We start from the raw sequence: 18944 nt of genomic DNA on the forward strand, positions 1-18944 counted from the left end.
TTCCCTAGGTATATTTAATTCGCGGGTCGATAAACAGATATGATAGGTCGACGAGTAAATTTATAAGAACATATACAAACGAGCTTATCAGCAAGACACCCTGGATCACCGGCACATCCTTGTGTTGGATGGCATCGACCAGGAGACGTCCAACCCCGGGGATTGCAAACACTGTCTCCGTTATCACCACGCCACCGAGCATATAGGCAAATGACATTCCAACTATTGTGACGAGAGGCACGGCGATGAGCCTAAGGCAGTGCCGCATGATAATGGTGCGCTCATCGAGGCCCTTCGCTCGTGCGACCCGAATGAAGTCCTGGTCTAGAATCTCGATCGCACTCGCTCTCGTGATCCGCGTGATCAGCGCGGTTTGCGCGAATCCCAACATGGTCGCCGGAAGAACCACGTGCTTTAAGACTTCCCATGTCCCGCTTTCAAGTCCTGGGAAACCCGATATGGGCATTGATCCAAAATACACCCCGAACGTAAAGATCAGCAAATACCCAATCAAGAAGGCCGGTATCGCCGTCCCAGCGATACCGAAGAACGATACCAGTTGATCGGCAAGGCCGCCCCTCTTTCGCGCAGCCAGCAGTCCCAATGGCACAGCAATAATAACTGAGACCAGAGTTGCTGAGATTGCTAGAATGACTGTCGGTTCGACTCGCGAGAGAATGAGATTCAGTACCGGCTGTTCAGAAAAGATCGAATTTCCGAGATCACCCCGCAGGACGTTCCACAGCCAATGAAAGTACTGGGGTACAATTGGAGCATCTAGGTGAAGCCGCTCTCGGATAGCAGCGATCTGAGCGGGCGACGCATAGTCGCCCGCCAGCACAACCGCCGCATCCCCAGGGCTCAAATAAGTCAGCCCGAATACAACGGCGGTTACGACCCCCATCACCGGTACGATGGAAAGCATTCTGGTGATGAGATATCTGATCATAATACCCTCACGGTCGCAGATGTGGCGCGCTACTTACCCTTTCGCCGAATATTCCAAAAATACACCTCAGCTGTTTCGGGGTTGAATCCTTCAATATCAGCTCTGTAGACCACGGCCGCAGTGTTCTCTCCGGTCATGATGAAGGGCAGATAGGTAGATGCACGGGCCTGGAGTTCACTGGCGATCTTCTTCTTCTCATTATGGTCGGCTGCGCTAATGAATGCTGCACGGAAGTCCTCGATCTTCTTGTCGCAGGGCCAACCGAACCAGGCCTTGTCACAGTTAGAGGCAAGCATGAGATGTGTCAGCGGAGAGGAGGCGGGCTGACCTTCCATGATGTTGGGGAAGAGGTTCCAGCCGCCTTCCGAAGCCGGCGCCTTAGACGTACGGCGCGACGTCAGGGTCGACCAATCCATCGCTTGCAGGTCAACCTGAGCACCGGCCTTTCTCAGCTGCTGCGCCATGTACAGCGCCCTTGCATGGGCTTCAGACCAATCTGTCGGGTCGAGAACCACGATCGGCTTTCCGTCGTAGCCGGCTTCTTCCAGGAGCTTTTTCGCCTTCTCGAAATCGGCTGCCCCTCTATGGCCACTATAAGCGGACTCGTCGCCGTACGTCCCTTCGCAGGTCAGAAACGCATAGCAGGTATGCCAGAATTCCTGGTCACCCACCGCTGCGCGATTGATCTCGGCTTGGTCAATCAGATAGGTAAGGGCCTCACGCGCCTTGACGTTATCGAACGGAGGCACCACGTGGTTTATGACGTACAGGCCTTGCGTGAAGAATCCTTTCGCTACCACGAGGTCCGGATTGCCTTTCAAGGCAAGCGCATTATCCATTGGAGGACCTGGCCAGATGTCTTGTTGCCCTGTCAGCATCTCCGCCATCGCGGTGTTTGCATCCGGCACGTAAGACATTTCGATCTTGTCGAAAGTTGCCTCTTTCTTGCCCGCAAAGAAGCTCGGCGGATCATTCCTCGGAACGTAATTGGGATTTTTGGTATAGATGCGCGTCTGCCCTGGCTTCCATGACGAATAGTCAAATTGATAAGGTCCAGAGCCGGTGGTATCGGTGAGCTGGTCTGTTGGCGGCAAGGAAGCAACCCGCTTGGGCATGATGAAAGCAGGATTCCCGGTGATGCCGGCAAGCGCAGCGGGAACGTCGAACGGCTGGCTCAGCTCAATGCGAAACGTCAGATCATCGACTTTTGACATCTCCTTGAGTCTGGCAGCCAACAACTGCCCGGTCTGGTCCCGGGAAGCCCAGCGCTTCAGGGACTGAAGTACGTCGTCCGTCGTAATTGGACCTCCATCGGAAAATTTCAGACCTTTCCGAAGCGTGATCGTGTAGCTCTTGTTGTCGGCACTAGTATCGACTTTATCAGCCAACTGGGGACGGGCGATGCCGTCTTTGTCGAACTCGAATAATTTGTCGTAGATCAGATAGGCATGAACCAAGGTCGTGCCCGACGTCGTCACTATGGGGTCTACGGTTTTGAGATCTGTGTCAGCAATTACGCGAAGCGTATCCGCCATTGCCGTGCCGGCGAAAAAGGCCCCAGCAAATAACGACGAGAGCATTATCCTCTTAGCCACGCTCTTGCTACTGTTAGCGCTTATCCTCATTTTCATTTCCCCTTTTTCTGGCCATTCACAACAACGTCAGGCAGCGACGGCCGGCGCTTCCTTCTTGTCCCATTCCGGGTCCCAGATCATCACGGTGTGGCCGGGCGAGACCTCGCGATACTGGCGCACGGGCGGCACATAGTCCGCAGGTCGTATTGGGCTCTTAATCTCGTCATTGGTGAGCAGACGCTTCTGCAGGCGCCGCGCTGGATCAGCGATCGGCACTGCCGCGAGCAGCCGTTTGGTATATGGATGCTGCGGATTCTGGAAGATCGCTTCGCGCGGGCCGATCTCAACGATCTCTCCGAGATACATGACAGCGACGCGGTGGCTGACGCGCTCGACCACCGCCATGTCATGCGAGATGAAGAGATAGGCGAGCCCCATGCGGGCCTGCAGATCCAGCATCAGGTTGACGACTTGCGCCTTCACCGAAACATCGAGCGCCGAGACGGCCTCGTCTGCCACAATGAGCTGCGGCTCAAGCGCGAGCGCGCGCGCGATGCAGATGCGCTGGCGCTGGCCACCGGAGAACTCGTGCGAGCGATGCGAACGGATCCTGGAAGATCATCTGCATGCGATTACGCTGCTTGCGCAATTCGTGTTGGCTAAGATTAGGAAGATCGACGCCGTCGAGCAAAATCGAGCCTGAGAGGGGCTCGGTCAACCGCATCACCGCGCGGCCGGTCGTCGACTTGCCACAACCCGACTCGCCGACGAGTGCCAAGGTTTCGCCTCTCTTGACGCTGAACGAGACATTCTCAACCGCGTAGACCCTCCCCTTGATCGAAGAAAACAGACCCGAACGGATTTCGAAGCGTTTGGTCAACCCGGCGACCTCTAGCACGGGGCGCTCTGTCTCCTTGATGGTGTCCGGCACCTCGGCCGGCACGTCGGATTGGCCAGTCGCGCGGTCGACAACCGGGAAGCGCATCGGCCGCCTACGGCCTTTCATCGAGCCGAGTTTCGGAACGGCCGCAAGCAGCGATCGCGTATAGGGGTGTTCGGGACTGTCGAAGATGTCCTCAGTCGGCGCAGCCTCGACCACCTGGCCGTTATACATGACCACCGTGCGGTCGGCGATCTCGGCGACGACGCCCATATCGTGCGTAATGAAGAGGACCGACATGCCCTCCTCCTCCTGCAACTCCTTGATCAACTCCAGGATCTGCGCCTGAATTGTCACGTCAAGCGCCGTCGTCGGCTCGTCAGCGATCAGGAGCTTCGGCTGACAGGCTAGTGCCATCGCGATCATCACGCGTTGGCGCATGCCGCCAGAGAAGCGGTCTGGATATTCGTACAAGCGCGCCTTCGCGCCGGGGATGCGCACCTTCTCCAAGAGCCGAATGGTCTCCCTCTCCGCCTCGGACCGTGATAAGCTGCGATGCAGGATCAGCGCTTCGGCAATTTGAAAGCCAATGGTCAACACCGGATTCAGTGAAGTCATTGGTTCCTGGAAGATCATGGCAATTTCGTTACCGCGGATACGGCGCATCTCGGCATCCGGCAGGCTGAGCAGTTCCTTGCCCTCGAGCTTAATTGACCCTTTGACCTCGCTTGAGCGCTCGGAGTTGAGCCGCATGATCGAGAGCGCAGTCACGCTCTTGCCGGATCCGGATTCGCCGACGACGGCGACAGTCTCTCTCTCGCCGATCTCGAACGACACGTCATTCACAACAGGATTCCAGCGCCCTCCCACTCGGAAGGAGGTGACCAAATGAGAAACTGAAAGGATGGGAGGAGTCATCTGCTGTTTAGGCACCCCAAGAAGTTTAGGTCCAGACCTCCGGAGGTCTTTCAGGTTGAAAGCCACAGGATCACTCTCCCCAGACTTCATGGAAGACACGCAGCCAGTTCAATCCCAGGATCTTGCGTACGTCGTCTTCCTTGTACCCGCGGCGAATAAGCCCCTCCGTCATTCCTAGGAACATTTCGGGCGTTTCAATTTCCGGTGGGTTGTAATGAGGTGGGCGTGGGTAGGCGTCCGGGTTCCAAGACCCCCCGAGAACAGCCTGCTCCCACTGGCTGATCACTGTGTCGAGGTCGGAGAACGGAAGAGTTCCCCACCAGTAATCTAGTCCCAGGCCGACATGGTCGATGCCTATGAGCGCGACGAAATGATCGATATGCGCTATCAGGTCGTCAAGCGACGGGCGCGCCGCGGCGCCGTTGGCAGGCACAACGAACTGCGGGACAGCGGTGATGCCGACAAGCCCCCCTGTGGCCGCTGCTGCCTTCGCTTGGTCGTTCCGGATGTTTCTCTTGCTGGGAAAGACCGCGGCAGAATTGGAATGAGAGAAGACCGCAGGTCTCGTCGTCAACGAAAGGGCATCCATCGTCGTCTTGTAGCCAGTATGGGTGCAGTCGACGACAATCCTGTTCTCATTCAGCCTCTGAACAAGAGCCTTGCCGAACCTGCTAAGCCCGCCGTCGATCTCTTCTTCGCATCCGTCTCCGACGTAATCTTTCCTGTTGTAGGTCAGTTGCACCATCCGCAAGCCCAACGTGTGAAAGGCCTCGACCAGATTAAGCTCTGTCTCGAACGGCCCTGTGCCCTGAAAATGGAACAGGATTCCGATCTGGCCATCGCGCTTCGCCGCTTCGATGTCAGATGCCTTTCGCACCAGCCTTAGGTCTTTTCTGGAGCGTATAGAGTGCAGCCAACTGCCGATCTCCTTTAACGCCGTGACAGGAGAACCATCGCCTACGTTGACAGTCGGAGCTGCGCAAGTAACGCCGCCAGCTTTGTAGGACTCCACATATTTCTTCTGCTCAAGAAGCGGGGCCACAGCATCGATTATGACCGCATCGCGGTGGATTCTTTCGGCGTCCAAGCCATTCCTCCCAGAAAGTTTGCTAGCCGGCCAACGAGGCAGATCAATCCATGTCACTTGGATCCAGAATTGTCAAGGCGTTGTAGATTGGATACAGTTGCCAATATGCATATCGGGTATTCAGAAGAGAGAAAATTAGTTGGCTGGGATGAGTGTCATTGTCGTCGGCGCCGGCATTGTCGGACTGAGTGTTGCCTACGAGGCGCTACAGAGCGGAGCGGCGGTCACAATCATCGACAGAGACCCTGAGGGCGACAAAGCGTCATTCGGCAACGCCGGCGGCATCGCCGTGACCGAAGTGATACCCCTGTCTGTCCCGGGATTGTGGAAGAAAGTGCCCTTCTGGGCTTTGGATCCGCTCGGCCCACTAGCGGTCCGGGTCAGACATACGCCTCAGTTATTCCCGTGGCTTTGGCGGTTCGCAAAAGCGGGCTCAGCATCCGAAGTGCGACGGATTTCCGGCGTGCTCGCGGAGATCAACAGCCGCGTCTATGACGATCTCGTGCCGCTCTTCAACAAGGTAGGCCTTGCGAACGATCTGTTTTGTAAGGGCGCGCTAACGGTCTACGAGAGCGAGAACGGTCTGAAACGCGACAAGCCGGAATGGGATGCAAAGCGTGCGCTCGGCGTTGAGACGCAAGAGCTGTCGGCGTCGCAGGTCAGGGACATGGAACCGGCTCTCGGTTCCATAGTGAAAAATGGGGTATTCATGCCTCAATGGTCGCATGTCTCGGATCCGAAGAAGGTGGTGGATGTTTTGCGCAATTGGCTTGCCGCAAACGGCGCGGAAATCTTCAGAGGCCAGGTTGACCGTTTGACTCCTGGACTGGCTGGGGCGGCGATCACGCTTGACGGCGGCAGGACCATTTGGGCAGAAAAGATCGTCATCGCAGCGGGCGTGTGGTCGGCACAACTTGCCAGGCAGCTGGGGGACCGCGTGCTTCTCGAGAGCGAGCGAGGATACAACACCACGATCGCCTCGTCGGGCGTCGCCCTTGAACGCGAAGTGATATTTGCAGACCGGAAATTTGTGGCGACGCCGCTCTCGATCGGCTTGCGGATTGGCGGAGCAGCCGAGTTCGGCGGAATGAAGGCTCCACCGAACTTCGACCGCTCGAAAGCTCTCCTGACGCTTGCCAAGCTCTATCTTCCGGGTTTCAAGGAAGAGGGAGGCGTGGAGTGGAGCGGTCACCGCCCTGCCACGCCAGATAGCCTTCCAGTCATAGGCCGCTCTGGTCCGAGTCCGCACATAATTTATGCGTTCGGTCACGGTCATCTTGGCCTGACGCAGGGCCCAACAACTGGCAAAATCATCGGGGGCCTCCTGTTCGGACGACAACCATGCCTGAATATGGAGCCTTTTTCTGTGGCCCGCTTCTCTCTAAAGAGGAAGCGTCTATAACTGCTGGACTTTTGCGGCCCGTGCGGCCCGCAAGAGTTCGGCGACGGTCCTACTCGGCGCGACGTTCCGCGTCGATCAGCCACTGTTCTCGTCCGGTCCACAGTGGCAATCCCTGCCCTACAAGCAGCGGCCCGGGCCGGGAAGAGCGAGCCCGAAGAGCGTGGGCTCAACGGTTCTGCGGCGCAGCCCCACCAGGCGTCGCCAGTCGCCCCCCGAGGGCCCTAGCCTCGCGACATCACGGCGTCGATGGAATCTTTCTTCTGCGATACTATCCTGCTGAGGAGTGGCTCGCCGCTATACATCCGCCCGCCGTTTCGCAGTTCGGCATCGAGGTTCGAGCGACCGGTTCGGACACGATGCTTGTCGCGCCGGGCAAGCGCGAGCAGATGGTCGGAACTATTGACCTGCAAGACGCCCACGGCGAGAACCGTTGGCTGCGCGTCGGTCTTCGGGCCGGGCTACGCAAGTGAACTCTGGGCACGTCCTGGCGCCCGCTCTACCAAGAGCCCGACATCAGCAGAACGTCGCCACCGCCGCGCCGGGGAAAATTCAATGAACCGACGCCTGGCCGCCGTTCCAAGCATCGTTCCATTTGGGGCGACGCTGCTGGCGATCAAGGTGGTGGATACACATGGTTGCAATCGGGGCGGGATTTTGCCGCTTGGCTTGGCTGACGCCGAAGAACCGTTCGACGGCGGGCAAGAACCGGCTCGGCGTGACCACAAGGGCGGGGATGAAATGTTACGACGTGTGCTGGTGGCGGGCTCTACCGCAGTGATCGGTTAATGTGCGCCGGGGCGGCAAGCGGGCTTGGCCCGTGGTTGGAAGCGCTGATAGCGGCAGGCGGCCAAGCTCACGGCTGTGGGTAGGCGGCGATAACGCTCCTCCTCGATTCGGGTGGCGAAACCGCTCCGGCCGGCTCCAGGATAGACTTGTAATGCAGAGTCACGCCCAATCGCCTCCTCGGGTTTCCTGACAAAACACCAAATGATTCGTTCAGGGTCGCAAAGGCCATGCTTTTGAGAAGTGCGCATTATTGACGAATAGAATGCTTCTCTGGGGAAAACGAACCATTGGCCTAGGATGGGCTAACTCAATCACACCGATCAATATGTCATGACTTCGCCAGCAGCACGATCAATGAGATAAAATCGCTCGAGCGAGTTGGCCTTTTCTAGGAGTGCCGGGTCGCCACGACGTCGACAGATTTCCGTCAGCCAGCCATACATATCCTCGCAGTGAACTTTGTAGAAAAAGTGGAGCTTCGCCAGAATCGCGACGATCTCTCGATAATTGGCCTCGCTGATAACCTCAGAAAATCCCAGAACGGACTCGAGCGCTTCATTGGTCCACTCCTTGCGGGTATCGACAACAGCATTCCTTGCCGATGGCTGTTGGACATTGCGTGCAATTTCATCCACGAGACGAGTCCCCTCGATGTCGACCACAAGATGTAACCGTGGCGTTGATGAGAAACATCCCGCACTATGCGGCAGGCTTGCGTCAAGAAACCAGATTTCACCAAGTCCCATGTGGAATATACGATTCTCTTCTGTATTGGCACACCTCTCATTCGTATCTAGAACTAGGTGCACTCTGGCAAATTTCCCGTCTAGCTCCAAGTAATCGCGGTGAGGTATTATACATGCGTTTTCTGATATGCGGATGATCCGCGCGTAACGTATAGAGTCCCTATCAAAGTGATTTTCCAACAATTCATTGAGATAGGGTAACGATTGGCCCAGAGGTGTTGCCACCGCTGGGGTCTCGTGGACGACCACTCTCTGCTCCTCCTGCTGCCCCGACCGATTGCGGAGCATGCAAAATTCCCACCGCCCGCACGCGAAATCCGAATATTCGCTCGAGAACTTGGACTTTGCCAAGACGGCCAAATCGTCTGCCAGTCGCCTTTGGTCGAGCTGGACCACACCCAATATCCGCGTTGTCATTTTCTAGCCTCCGAATTAGCTCACTAACAAGTTAGACAGCTCTCTATGCGACTTCCTCTATGGGATATGCGCGTTTTGCTTCGTTCCTGCCTTCTTCCCTAAGGAAACCATATGGCTCCTTGCGCATGGCGCGGACCAATATGGACTCCATGTCTTTCACGTTGACGAGTCTTGCGTAGGTTCCACCCAGCGCGAAGTCACGCATGACACCCTTCAATTCATGATCGTCGCGAGCGACATCACGCGCAAGAAAACTATACTCGGGCCTACCCACGACATCGCGAACATAGATCGGTGATGAGGCGTTAAGCTGCCCCGTCCCGAAATCAACGATACCCTCGATATCGGTCGTCTTCATGTACGGCACATGCGCCAACAGTTCGCAGCGGTGCACATGGGTAGCAACCGATGTACCGAGACCCATGACAAAGCCTCCGAGCCGGCTGATCAATCCAAAAATCGAGTCGTCACCGAACGGACTGCATTTCCACCAATCGGCTTTGCATAATTCCTGCGTTCTCGGGCCGGTCACGACCATCGAATAAGCGGGATGTTTGGTGCGGCCAGCAGGAAGCTCTCGCATCACAATATCTGCCAAAACGCCCGCTTCGGACTTGCTCTCCGACCAATGAAAACGCTGCGTACTGCAGTAGCTCAAAGTGAACGCAGGGAGAATAACGGTAGACGACGCGGAGACGCGCTCTATCCCTTCAAGAAGAATGGTCGTTACCTCCTTGGCAGTCACATTCCTTAAAGCTACAAGGGATGAATGCAGTACAATCGTGCTGGGGGCCTGACTTTCAATGTATTCAACAATTTGCGCCAACTCGTCCCTAAATTCGGCACCCTGTCCGCTTTTGCCTGTGGTGCTCGCCTGAGAATCGCTGCGATCCACCGGTTGAATTCGCTTTGCCCACTCCCCCAGCGACAGGTCTTGCTCTTTATAGACGTCCTCGCCAAACATGAGGCCCGCTTCGGCCAACTTGAGTTGGATATCGAGGAAGTTCAGTGAATCTATGTCGCACTCCCGAGCTGTTAGGCTGGGGAATACCCATCTTCCCTTGGCGGCGTGTACCGCTTCCAGCAAGTGATCTAACGGCGACCCCGCCGAATGTTCCGTCTGAGGTGTGGGATGGTGCATGTTCGCCCTGAGCGCCTCTTTGGCAATTCTCTCAAGGGCCCGCTGGTCGAGTTTTCCATTGGCAGTGAAAGGAAGCCCGACAAGAGGGACAACGACCCTCGGAACACGATCATTCGGCAGGACATCCGACAGTCGCCGATGAACTTTCACCACGTCGGCGTCCGCGGGCGTCACCATGCAGACCAGATCTTGTCCGTTGTCGTCGTCTTTATCCACCACAACTACCGCCGAATCCGTGCACAGGCGCGTCTTATCAATGACGCTGGTAATCTCCCCTTTCTCCAGTCGGGTTCCTCGATACTTTATCTGATCGTCGTTTCTTCCGAGAAACCGCAATCCATTTTCTTCCGATGCCACGACATAGTCCCCAGTGCGGTACAGCACTTGTTTACCGTTAGCCGTCAAGAATGGCACGAAGCGAAGGTTCGACTGTGCTTCGTCCGCCACGTAGCGTTGGGACGTTTGCACGCCTCCCACCCAGAGTTCGCCATCGACTTCAAAGCCAACGTTGGAGTTGCTTTCGTCAAGGATATAGAAATCGACGTTGCATGCCGGTTTGCCGATGAACATGGGGAGCTCTACTTCGCCACGACGACAATAGTGGTAGCTAACGGCAACACAGCACTCGGTTGGACCGTAGCTGTTTACGAGCGTAGCGTTGGGAAGGATCGAGTAAAATCGCCGCCTAACCGAGTCCGGCAAGGATTCACCATTGCAGACCACATATTTGAGACTCGTGAACCGCTCCGCCACATAAGGGAGACGTTCAAGAGTTCCAAGGAAGCGTCGCAGCAGTGTTGGAACCATCTGAAGGATGTTCGTGCCGCTTTGAGCCAGGAACTCAATCGTCTGAATGATCTGTGCTTGCAGTTGCGTAGTCGGCAAGACAATTGTGCCCCCGGTCGCAAAGGGTACGAAGAACTCCGGGATTGAAACATCGAATGCTGGTCGCGTAAGTTGCGAAATGCTGGTGCCCTCTGAGAAATCGATCATGTCGATATACCAATCGACCAAATTCAGGAGAGCTGCCTGGGAGACCGGTACCCCTTTCGGGATCCCCGTGCTCCCGGAGGTGTGCATAATATAGGCTATGTCCGAGAACGCCGGATTAATGCCTCCGCGTGTCGGAAGACGCTCGAGGCGTATCGAACCCCTTGGATCCGAACTAGCGATCGCTTTGGCGTTCGTGTTGCGGATTATTTGGTCCAACCGGTGGTCGGAATCCGAGGGATCAACGGGCACGAAGGCAACGCCCAGCATTTGGGTAGCAAGAATGACCGTGACAAGATCAACAGATCGAGGGAGCTTGACAATAACCGCATCACCAGGGCGGATGCCGATGGCCTCGAAGCGCCCCATAAGATTGGACGCGGACATGCCCAACTCCCGATAGCTCACGTCGCCGCTCTCGTTCGTACGCACAGCCGTGTTGGACGCAAATTTCTCCAAAGTTTTGGCGATAACATCGCATATGTTGTCGTCGCCAAAACGTAACGGCCGGCGCCGACCGGACAGCGTCGGCATTAGAGTCTGCATCGTAGACATCTCCATTGCAGTTTTCCGTCAACCGGTCTGCGGTTTAGGTGAGACGCTTGGCGGTGAAGAGGCCCGGGCGGCAGGCGGCGGGAGCGTGGCCGATCTCATTTTGTCGAGCGTCGCGACTTGGGAGCTTCAACAATCGTGCCAACTGCGTCGAGAGAGCCTCAGAACAAATTATCCGCAAATCATTCAATGGCTTGAATGGTGTACAGCAGGACATCGGGTCTAGTGCTGTCGTGTCGCGACCTCGATGTACCCGACAGCAGTTGTCGGATTACCGACGTTTTCCGACCCTTTCGGTCAGGATTCCGCGACCAGGTACCCCTGCAGATCCAGCATCAGGTTGACGACTTGCGCCTTCACCGAAACATCGAGCGCCGAGACGGCCTCGTCTGCCACAATGAGCTGCGGCTCAAGCGCGAGCGCGCGCGCGATGCAGATGCGCTGGCGCTGGCCACCGGAGAACTCGTGCCCAAGGCGGGGGCTGAGGTGACGGCGCACTTCGCCGACAGAGTGCTGATCTGCCAAAGGGGAAAGACGGCTCGGAGCGACCGATCAATGTTGACCTGCCGCGCTCGCGCGACCGAAGCGAAAGGGGCTGCCGCCGTGCGCAAGACAACCGCCGTTACTTCAAGGCTATGATGTGATTGGCGGGAGCGGTGCGCAGTGGCGGCAACTGCCTAATGCCGATGCCGTGCTCGCGCGTAGGTTGGGCGCGTCGCTTAGTAGCGGATGGCTTGTACCGAACGCCAGCAACTGACTGGCAGTCGCATTTCGCCTGACGCTTACCTGCCGCGGGCCGTTATCGGTGGGGCCTCATGCCGTTGGCCCCCCCCCGGCACGGCACGCCAGTGCAGCGCGAGCGCAATAATGCCCGCCAGGGTTAGCGCGCCAAAGATTGTTGGCTCAAGGCCCGGCAGCACGGCCGCATTACCGATACACGGATCGGCCAGTTCCTTGTGAAATTCAGTGCAGACACGAGCGGGATCGTTCAGCGTCCGCAGCTGCGACCAATCCCAAAGGCTGGCGCCTGGGTCCTTCTTGCCGTCGTTCAGCATTACCGTCGCGGACATAAACGTACACCAGAAATAGACCAGCGCGATCGCGGGCAGCACGGAGAAGACCACAACCATCACAGCTTGATATATACGACCCTCTCGCGAGCCCGTCTCGATTGCGTCGAAGCCGACAACCGGTATCCGCGCATGCCAGTGCGGGCCGCCGCGTAGGGCATAGACGCGTCCAACGAGTGAGGTTAGTGCGAGCAAAATCGAACATATCGGGATTGCGGTCATTACTGCAGGCACCCTCGCCTTCATGACCAGCTTTGCACCGAATATCTCTTCCCCGCCTTGCGCTACCACCCAAGAATTCAGGGCGTAGTAGAGAAGGAGCGCACCGACCACAAACCAAACCTTGCTAAGCTGCGATTGCGTCATTTGCACCTCTTGTTCGTATGGGTGGTCACGGCTCATATGGCAGGCGGGCTACTGACCTACTGAATCAGCTGATAGCGCGATATCGAAATTCATTTTGAGCCGGGCACTGGCAATCAGATTTTTTGGCCCGACGGTGATGTCGAGGAGTTCGATCGACGGAGTGTCAGCGGAAATCTTCAATCCCGGAACATTGGTATTGTGAACGGCCTTCAAAATCTCATCCGATGCGTCGTTGATCTGCTTGTTGAGATCAACTCGTGAATGAGCCTCTAAATCTGCGAGGATCTGGGTTTCGAACAGGGATTGTGCAGCCTTCCAGAATGCGTTGTCCAGGACGGTCGCGAAATGCAATTGGTTGATCGAGATCGCTGTTCCAGTTTTCTCGACGCGGGGTTGCCCTGAGAGGTAAACCCAGCCGGTCGTGTTCAAGAACTCTCCCGGCAGCTTTGCCTGTACCTTCAAGCCAACCACGACGGAGCCAGCGCTGGGATAGAGGTCAACATCTTCGACCTTCACATCGACGGCGCCTGCTGGCGTCTGCTGCTGGAAATCGCGACCCTTAAGGTTCTTTGACAACTCGTCCAACAGCAATCCATAGGGTGCGGTTGCTTGCAGCGTGATATCGGCCTGACTTCGATCGGCTGATGTTTTGCCCAATGGGGGCAGAGGCTGGGACTGCGTAGCAATTGGCTCTGCGGCAAGACTGGTCTTTGCCGCGACACGCACGGACATCTTCATGCCTTGCGCTTCACCGACCAGGCCCGAAAAGCTCGCCGCTGTGGGGACGATGTTGAGATAGACGGGCGTGCTGCCCGCCCGGTCAATCTTGATCGAAAAGGCGTGCCATTGGGCCTCCACCTTTGACCGAAGCGCATCACAGGGCAGAGCTTTGGCGATGGCATCCTGTATCTTGGCACGGTGGTCATTGATCTGGCCGTTCAACACGTCAGCCAGTCCCAGATTGATTGGCCCTGCGCAGACCTGGGGGTGCCCCAGGTTTCCAAGATCAAAGCCGAGGCAGTTTTTGGCCACGACTTCCACCGAAGCACTGCTCACCCATCTGCCGGTTGGGGTTCCCGAGAGTACGGGGCACCACTTATCGTTCATGTCGAGCTGCAGATCGATGCCGGGGACTAGCCGAGCCTCGAAGTTCTTTCCGGAAAGCGAAAGCAGTCTAGCGAGGTCGCCGCCGACGCCGGCCTGGCCGCTGACAAACAACGGCTGTTCGACGTGAACGCCACTGCCTGCCTGGGCCATGACAAGAGGGCCATCCGTTTTGATATCCGCATGCCAATGGTAGTCCGCGCATTGGTCCGTGGTGCCAATGCTCGGAGCGGTAATATCTGGCACTTCAGCGCAAACACGGACGCCGATCCAACGGCACTCAGTATGATGTCCCACATGTCCGGGATTGATATGAGGGATACCGACACATCCGATGTGACCATCTCCCTGCACTGGTACGGATTGGGGAATCTTCGACTGTGCTGCTTGCACAAGTGTCACATACGGGATTTCCGCCACCAGCGTGAGAACGCTGTCCGACACAGGTGCGGGAGGCACATCGGCAGTGCCACCATGGGGCGGGGCCTGGAAGAGATTTTTTTCGCAACCGGAAACGCCTAGCAAAATGAGAAGGACCGGAACGAACCGGCGGGCGGCGGCGGCAAAGTGAGCGACACACAACTTCGTGTCCGGTCTGGTAAGCGCTGTCATGGACATCTCCCCCAAGAATGCTCTGCACCCGTTGAAGCGGCGGCAGTGAAAGTCACCGCTTTGTGATCTCTACGTGATCGAATGACCTTCAGGTCCTCCTATGCGCAGGCAGGCCGAAGCTCCTGCCGCCAAAGACAACCGAACAAGCGATCCCGCCCTAGGAACTTCGTTGAGAACTCTATTCTTCACATTGACCTCACATTACTCCTTGTTGCATAGTGACGTAAGAGGAGGTTTGGATTTTTTTGGAAATGCATAGAGGAATGACGAACTGGAAAGGCCTGCGCTTTCAAATATGTTAGCCGTTTAAATATTTCGATCTTTAGCTATTCACTTGTCTGAAGATTAAATCGTTTAAATTCCAATCTATCGATCGCTCTCTTCAAATAGAATCTCATACACTGTCCCTGTTCCCCGGAGGAAGGACTCTACGATGGCCGCGACTAATTTGTTCGACGAACGGCGCCGCGCGGTAATGATTGCGGCGGCAAAACGGTGGAAAGCGCAGCCGCCAACGCCTGCGACGACGCAAGTGACGCCATCGGAACAGGCGCGCTACGACGCTCGCCGTTCGAGCTTTGATCAGGCGAGCGAACTGAAGGCATAAGGCCGTCTTCCGGTGTTCGTCGAGCGGAAGATGGGCCCTACCCTTGACTGGTACAGCTTGCCGCCAGACGATGCTGCCCGGGCCGCTGGCCAGCCGGTCGCGCGCATCGTGGCCAATGTCGATCCGAAGGTCGACCCGGTCGGGTTTGCGACCGGGTTCATGGTTTCGCCTAACGTTCTTCTGACCAACTGGCATGTGTTTCCGGATTCCGGCTCGGTACGAGGAACCGGCGCCAACTTTCTTCATGATGAGACGGCATCGGGTGTCGCCCGCGGCATCATTTTCGAGTTCGATCCTGATGCGCTTTTCTTCTCGGCGGAGGATCTCGATTTCGCGCTCGTAGCGGTGAAGCCGAAGTCGATCACAGGAGAGCTTCTCTCCTCTGTCAACTTCCTGACGATCAATGGGTCGCGGTCAAAGATCCTGCCCGGAATGCCGATCCGGATGATCGAATATCCTGACGGCGGCCCAAAACGCTATGCAATGCAGAATTGCCGGCTGCTTGAGCTGCGGGACGACGGTTTCCTCCGGTACGAGACCGACACCGAGGAAGGATCATCGGGCTCGGCGTGCTATTCGGAAATGTGGGAGGTCGTCGGGCTGCACCACGCCTCCATTCCAAAAATGCGGGGCAATACAATTCTCAACAAAGACGGTTCGGCATGGTCACCTGGCCAGCCGGATGACGGGATAGACTGGATCGCGAATGAGGGTGTGCGCATAAGTGCGTTGGTCAAGGCCTTCGGCGGGCTTGTACCGACCACGCCTGCCTCCAAGCATCTTTTGGACGAATTGCTGGCCAACACGACCGATCCTACCGATGAGGTCGCGAAGCTGGCGACGCCTCGCGCGCCAGAAGCGCTTAGTCCTCTGCTATCTGATCCCTCCAAAATTTTCGCAAACACGAAAGGAAATGTGATGGGCGGCGTTACCATGAATTTTTCCGGACCAGTGACGATTTTCGTTGGTAGCGGTGTGCCGGTATCTCAGCTTCCACAGGCGACAGCCGCGGTCGCGGCAGACGAGGCGCTCGAGAAAGCACTGCGCTTCGACCCCAATTACGACGATCGAGAAGGCTACAACCCTGACTTCCTCGAAAACGATATCACCGTGCCGCTGCCTCGCATTTCGCAGGGGCGGGACCAGGAGATGTATGAGGAAAATGGCCAGATCGTCGTGCTCAAATACCATCACTTCAGCCTGGCCATGAACGCTTCCCGACGCATGCAGATGTGGTCGGCGGTCAATGTCGACTACGATGCATCGAAAAGGACCTCCAGCGGCCGCGCCTTCTTCGGTCAGGATCGTTGGGTGTTTGACCCGCGAATTCCGCAGCAATTCCAATTGGGCGATCCCGACATCTACGCGCCCGCCAAACAGATCGACCGGGGCCATATCGTGCGCAGGGAAGACAATGCCTGGGGTGATACGCCGACGGAAATCGAGTTTGCCAATTCCGACACGTTTCATTTCTCAAATTGCACGCCGCAACATGCGGCCTTCAACCGCTCCCAACCGGAAAAGCAATGGCCAGGAGTTCAAGGCTTGTGGGGCGGTTTCGAAAACCACATTCAACGCGACTTGCAATCCGGTGACACGCGCGCCTGCATCATCGCGGGACCGATCTTGGACGCGAACGATCCGTCTGAGGATTTTGGGACCGGCGTCGTGCAGTATCCTCTTGTCTTTTGGAAAGTGGTTGCGGTCTCGACGCGCGATACCAACGGGCGCCGGTCACTACGCACCTACGGCTTCAGGCTTTCCCAAAAGGATGTAGTCGACCGGTTCGGCGTGGAATTCGCGCCCGGCGAGTATGCGCGCTATCAAGTCGCGCTGTCAGCCATGATGAGGCCGGCGTTATCTTTGACGATGTCCTCCTGCGCGCCGATACCCACGCCGAGGCGTAACGTGACACTCGGCGTGCAGCGATGGCCAGCTGTCGCATAAGTATCGCTTCGGTTCGAAGGCCGCCGCTCCCGCGGCGGCGGCTTCGGAGACGCTGAAGCGCGACAGGTAGTCCGCGGCCCGTTGCGTGTGCGCGGCGGCGGCGAAGATCGCGCGCTTGTCGTCCTTCAGCACGGACAGCCGGTGGCCGATATAGGCGGCGTGATCGTCGCGATCCTCGAGGCGCAGCCCCAGGTCGGCATAGGAACGCGACGCCCAGCACGGCGACCAGCTCCTGCGGGAATAGCCGTCATCTCCGAACCGCTTGCCGCCGAGATCACGTCAAGGGGCCCGGCCCGGATACACGTGCGTGGAAGGTCGAGCCGCTCGGCGGCCGCGAAGAAGCCGATCAGCATTCCGACGGCGCCTTCGCTCGCCGCAAGCTGTCGAAGCTCGTCTGCCAGGTCGTTCGCAGTCTCGTCATCCCGAGCGAGACAGGGCTTCAAGCAGCCGGGCTGTGCTCGTCTCAGTCAGCAGCTCCTCGGCGGGCCGTGCCGCCAGCCGGCGCCAGGCCGACAGCATCTTCCCCGCCGGGCCGACGTCGTCCCCGGGACGCGTGAGCAGGACGGCATCGCGCAGAGCGGCTTCGTCCTCACCCGCCCCGCCTGTCTGGTCGTCACTGCGGCCGCGCCGAGCGCCAACCGCTGCCGCCACGCGCCGGCCCGCCGCTCCTGTCCGGCGGACCACCGCGTCGAGCGCCCCGATGGCGGCGCCCGCCGGCGATCGCGATGTCTTCAAGCGCATTTGGACCCAAGCCCTTCAGCGGCAGGGCTTTGCGCGATAGGAACGGCGCGACGCAGCTAGCGCGGCAGCGCGACTGCCGGGACGGACACGGTGGCTCCGAGGGTCGGCGCCTGGTGGCGCGGAGAGGATTTTGGGGCGCAGAATCATCGCGAGCAGGATGAATCCCTGCGGCGGTTTTGGCAACAAACACAGGGACAAACCGCCGCGCCTGTCGGTGTTGTTTTATGTCCGGTAAGCTTGCCTTATCGGACGAATGCGATAGCCTGCTCCCCATCGAAACCCGCGAAAATCGACCTCCCGCTCGCAGACCACCTCGATGGTGAGCTGCCGGACATCGTCGACCTGGTCCTGGCAATGGGCGCCGTCGCGCCTGGAAGCCCTGGTCGAGACCGCCACAGGCTACGCCAATTCCGAAAACACGCGAGACGCCAGGGCCTGTCGGTGTCGGCGATCACTAAGGAGAGCGGGATCGACCGCAAGACGGTGCGCAAATACATTGAGCGCAGGCTCGAGGCTCCGGCCTACGGACCGCGCAAGCCGCGGCAGAAGGAAGCCGTGCTTGGCGACGACATCAAGGCCATGGTCAACACGCTTGGCCGTGATCTGCGGGGCTTGCGCGACCGGGCGATCTTACTGCTCGGCTTTGCCGGCGGCCTACGGCGCTCCGAGATCGTCGTCCGGACGTCGTGCGCGATGGCCAGGGCTGGATCGAGAAATTTCCGGTCAAGGGCGCGTCGGTGACGCTGCGCGGCAAGACGGGCTGGCGCGAGGTCGAGGTCGGCCGCGGCGCTTCCGATCAGACCTGGCCGCTCGCCGCCCTTGAGAGCCTGATCCGCTTCGGCCGCATCGCGCGTGGCCGCTCTTCCGCCGCATCTTCAAGGACAACAACACCGTCGACGTCGAACGGCTCTGCGACAAGCATGTCGCCCGCCTGGTCAAGCAGACCGCGCTCGCCGCCGGCGTCCGCTCCGATCTTCCGTAAGGGAAACGGGCGCTGCTGTTCTCAGGTCACTCGCTGCGCGCCGGCCTCCGCCTCCTGGGCCGACATCGAGGAC

At 58.0% G+C, this 18944-nt stretch carries 14 protein-coding genes and 3 pseudogenes; 5 read left to right on the top strand and 12 right to left on the bottom strand.

Annotated features, from left to right (window positions below; all coding sequences use genetic code 11):
• Positions 1 to 4: 4 nt before the first annotated feature.
• From AC04SH_RS30695 to AC04SH_RS30710, 4 genes and pseudogenes are all read right to left on the bottom strand, one after another.
• Positions 5 to 949 carry an ABC transporter permease gene (locus tag AC04SH_RS30695; protein ID WP_488481501.1) on the bottom strand — a complete coding sequence of 315 codons (945 nt, stop codon included), beginning with the start codon at positions 947 to 949 and terminating at the stop codon, positions 5 to 7.
• 29 nt (positions 950 to 978) lie between these two features.
• The gene (locus AC04SH_RS30700; RefSeq protein WP_488577723.1) at positions 979 to 2574 is read right to left on the bottom strand and encodes an ABC transporter substrate-binding protein; all 1596 of its coding nucleotides are present in this window, start codon (positions 2572 to 2574) and stop codon (positions 979 to 981) included.
• Positions 2575 to 2610: 36 nt separating this feature from the next.
• Positions 2611 to 4321 (bottom strand): annotated as a pseudogene (locus AC04SH_RS30705) (ABC transporter ATP-binding protein).
• Positions 4322 to 4391: 70 nt separating this feature from the next.
• A complete protein-coding gene (locus tag AC04SH_RS30710) occupies positions 4392 to 5408 on the bottom strand; it encodes a dipeptidase (protein WP_488481503.1) in 1017 nt (338 codons plus the stop codon).
• A gap of 148 nt (positions 5409 to 5556) precedes the next feature.
• Here AC04SH_RS30710 and AC04SH_RS30715 point away from each other — a divergent pair, with 148 nt between their 5' ends.
• Positions 5557 to 6810 (top strand): NAD(P)/FAD-dependent oxidoreductase, encoded by a 1254-nt coding sequence (locus AC04SH_RS30715; RefSeq protein ID WP_488481504.1) that lies wholly within the window; start codon positions 5557 to 5559, stop codon positions 6808 to 6810.
• 552 nt (positions 6811 to 7362) lie between these two features.
• The gene (locus tag AC04SH_RS30720) at positions 7363 to 7596 is read left to right on the top strand and encodes a hypothetical protein (protein WP_488481505.1); all 234 of its coding nucleotides are present in this window, start codon (positions 7363 to 7365) and stop codon (positions 7594 to 7596) included.
• 320 nt (positions 7597 to 7916) lie between these two features.
• Here the strand turns inward: AC04SH_RS30720 and AC04SH_RS30725 are convergent, their stop codons facing one another.
• From AC04SH_RS30725 to AC04SH_RS30745, 5 genes and pseudogenes are all read right to left on the bottom strand, one after another.
• Entirely contained in the window at positions 7917 to 8759 is an 843-nt protein-coding gene (locus AC04SH_RS30725; protein ID WP_488481506.1) for an aspartyl/asparaginyl beta-hydroxylase domain-containing protein, read from the bottom strand.
• A gap of 43 nt (positions 8760 to 8802) precedes the next feature.
• Positions 8803 to 11451 carry an AMP-binding protein gene (locus tag AC04SH_RS30730; RefSeq protein ID WP_488481507.1) on the bottom strand — a complete coding sequence of 883 codons (2649 nt, stop codon included), beginning with the start codon at positions 11449 to 11451 and terminating at the stop codon, positions 8803 to 8805.
• Positions 11452 to 11763: 312 nt separating this feature from the next.
• Positions 11764 to 11928, bottom strand: a pseudogene (locus AC04SH_RS30735) (ATP-binding cassette domain-containing protein); the annotation flags it as partial.
• Between the two features lie 296 nt (positions 11929 to 12224).
• Complete coding sequence (locus AC04SH_RS30740; RefSeq protein WP_488481508.1) at positions 12225 to 12878, bottom strand: hypothetical protein; 654 nt, start codon at positions 12876 to 12878, stop codon at positions 12225 to 12227.
• Between the two features lie 48 nt (positions 12879 to 12926).
• On the bottom strand, positions 12927 to 14594 hold the full coding sequence (locus tag AC04SH_RS30745; RefSeq protein ID WP_488481509.1) for a DUF4403 family protein: 1668 nt from the start codon (positions 14592 to 14594) through the stop codon (positions 12927 to 12929).
• 433 nt (positions 14595 to 15027) lie between these two features.
• On the opposite strand from AC04SH_RS30745, the gene AC04SH_RS30750 reads away from it, so the two are divergent.
• Complete coding sequence (locus tag AC04SH_RS30750) at positions 15028 to 15201, top strand: hypothetical protein (RefSeq protein WP_488577724.1); 174 nt, start codon at positions 15028 to 15030, stop codon at positions 15199 to 15201.
• A 30-nt stretch (positions 15202 to 15231) separates the two neighbouring features.
• Positions 15232 to 17148, top strand: coding sequence for a DNA/RNA non-specific endonuclease (locus tag AC04SH_RS30755; RefSeq protein ID WP_488481510.1), 1917 nt, complete (start codon positions 15232 to 15234; stop codon positions 17146 to 17148).
• On the opposite strand, the pseudogene AC04SH_RS30760 reads toward AC04SH_RS30755, so the two are convergent.
• A pseudogene (locus tag AC04SH_RS30760) lies at positions 17059 to 17364 on the bottom strand (zincin-like metallopeptidase domain-containing protein); the annotation flags it as partial. The gene AC04SH_RS30755 and the pseudogene AC04SH_RS30760 sit on opposite strands and share 90 nt — an antisense overlap.
• A 201-nt stretch (positions 17365 to 17565) precedes the next feature.
• On the bottom strand, positions 17566 to 17889 hold the full coding sequence (locus AC04SH_RS30765; RefSeq protein WP_488481511.1) for a DUF1403 family protein: 324 nt from the start codon (positions 17887 to 17889) through the stop codon (positions 17566 to 17568).
• Between the two features lie 441 nt (positions 17890 to 18330).
• Between AC04SH_RS30765 and AC04SH_RS30770 the strand changes: the two genes are divergently transcribed.
• Entirely contained in the window at positions 18331 to 18630 is a 300-nt protein-coding gene (locus AC04SH_RS30770; protein WP_488577728.1) for a hypothetical protein, read from the top strand.
• Positions 18631 to 18685: 55 nt separating this feature from the next.
• Here the strand turns inward: AC04SH_RS30770 and AC04SH_RS30775 are convergent, their stop codons facing one another.
• Positions 18686 to 18811: a hypothetical protein gene (locus tag AC04SH_RS30775; protein ID WP_488577725.1), complete on the bottom strand. Its 126-nt coding sequence runs from the start codon at positions 18809 to 18811 to the stop codon at positions 18686 to 18688.
• Positions 18812 to 18944: the final 133 nt, after the last annotated feature.

The sequence above is a fragment of the Mesorhizobium sp. CNPSo 4688 genome (assembly GCF_057784295.1).

Bases quoted from the DNA above. Each gene is read 5' to 3' on its own strand.
- AC04SH_RS30695 (WP_488481501.1), bottom strand. From the start codon at position 949: ATGATCAGATATCTCATCACCAGAATGCTTTCCATCGTACCGGTGATG.
- AC04SH_RS30700 (WP_488577723.1), bottom strand. From the start codon at position 2,574: ATGAGGATAAGCGCTAACAGTAGCAAGAGCGTGGCTAAGAGGATAATG.
- AC04SH_RS30715 (WP_488481504.1), top strand. From the start codon at position 5,557: ATGAGTGTCATTGTCGTCGGCGCCGGCATTGTCGGACTGAGTGTTGCC.
- AC04SH_RS30720 (WP_488481505.1), top strand. From the start codon at position 7,363: ATGAACCGACGCCTGGCCGCCGTTCCAAGCATCGTTCCATTTGGGGCG.
- AC04SH_RS30725 (WP_488481506.1), bottom strand. From the start codon at position 8,759: ATGACAACGCGGATATTGGGTGTGGTCCAGCTCGACCAAAGGCGACTG.
- AC04SH_RS30730 (WP_488481507.1), bottom strand. From the start codon at position 11,451: ATGGAGATGTCTACGATGCAGACTCTAATGCCGACGCTGTCCGGTCGG.
- AC04SH_RS30740 (WP_488481508.1), bottom strand. From the start codon at position 12,878: ATGACGCAATCGCAGCTTAGCAAGGTTTGGTTTGTGGTCGGTGCGCTC.
- AC04SH_RS30745 (WP_488481509.1), bottom strand. From the start codon at position 14,594: ATGACAGCGCTTACCAGACCGGACACGAAGTTGTGTGTCGCTCACTTT.
- AC04SH_RS30750 (WP_488577724.1), top strand. From the start codon at position 15,028: ATGGCCGCGACTAATTTGTTCGACGAACGGCGCCGCGCGGTAATGATT.
- AC04SH_RS30755 (WP_488481510.1), top strand. From the start codon at position 15,232: ATGGGCCCTACCCTTGACTGGTACAGCTTGCCGCCAGACGATGCTGCC.
- AC04SH_RS30765 (WP_488481511.1), bottom strand. From the start codon at position 17,889: ATGCGCTTGAAGACATCGCGATCGCCGGCGGGCGCCGCCATCGGGGCG.
- AC04SH_RS30775 (WP_488577725.1), bottom strand. From the start codon at position 18,811: ATGCTTGTCGCAGAGCCGTTCGACGTCGACGGTGTTGTTGTCCTTGAA.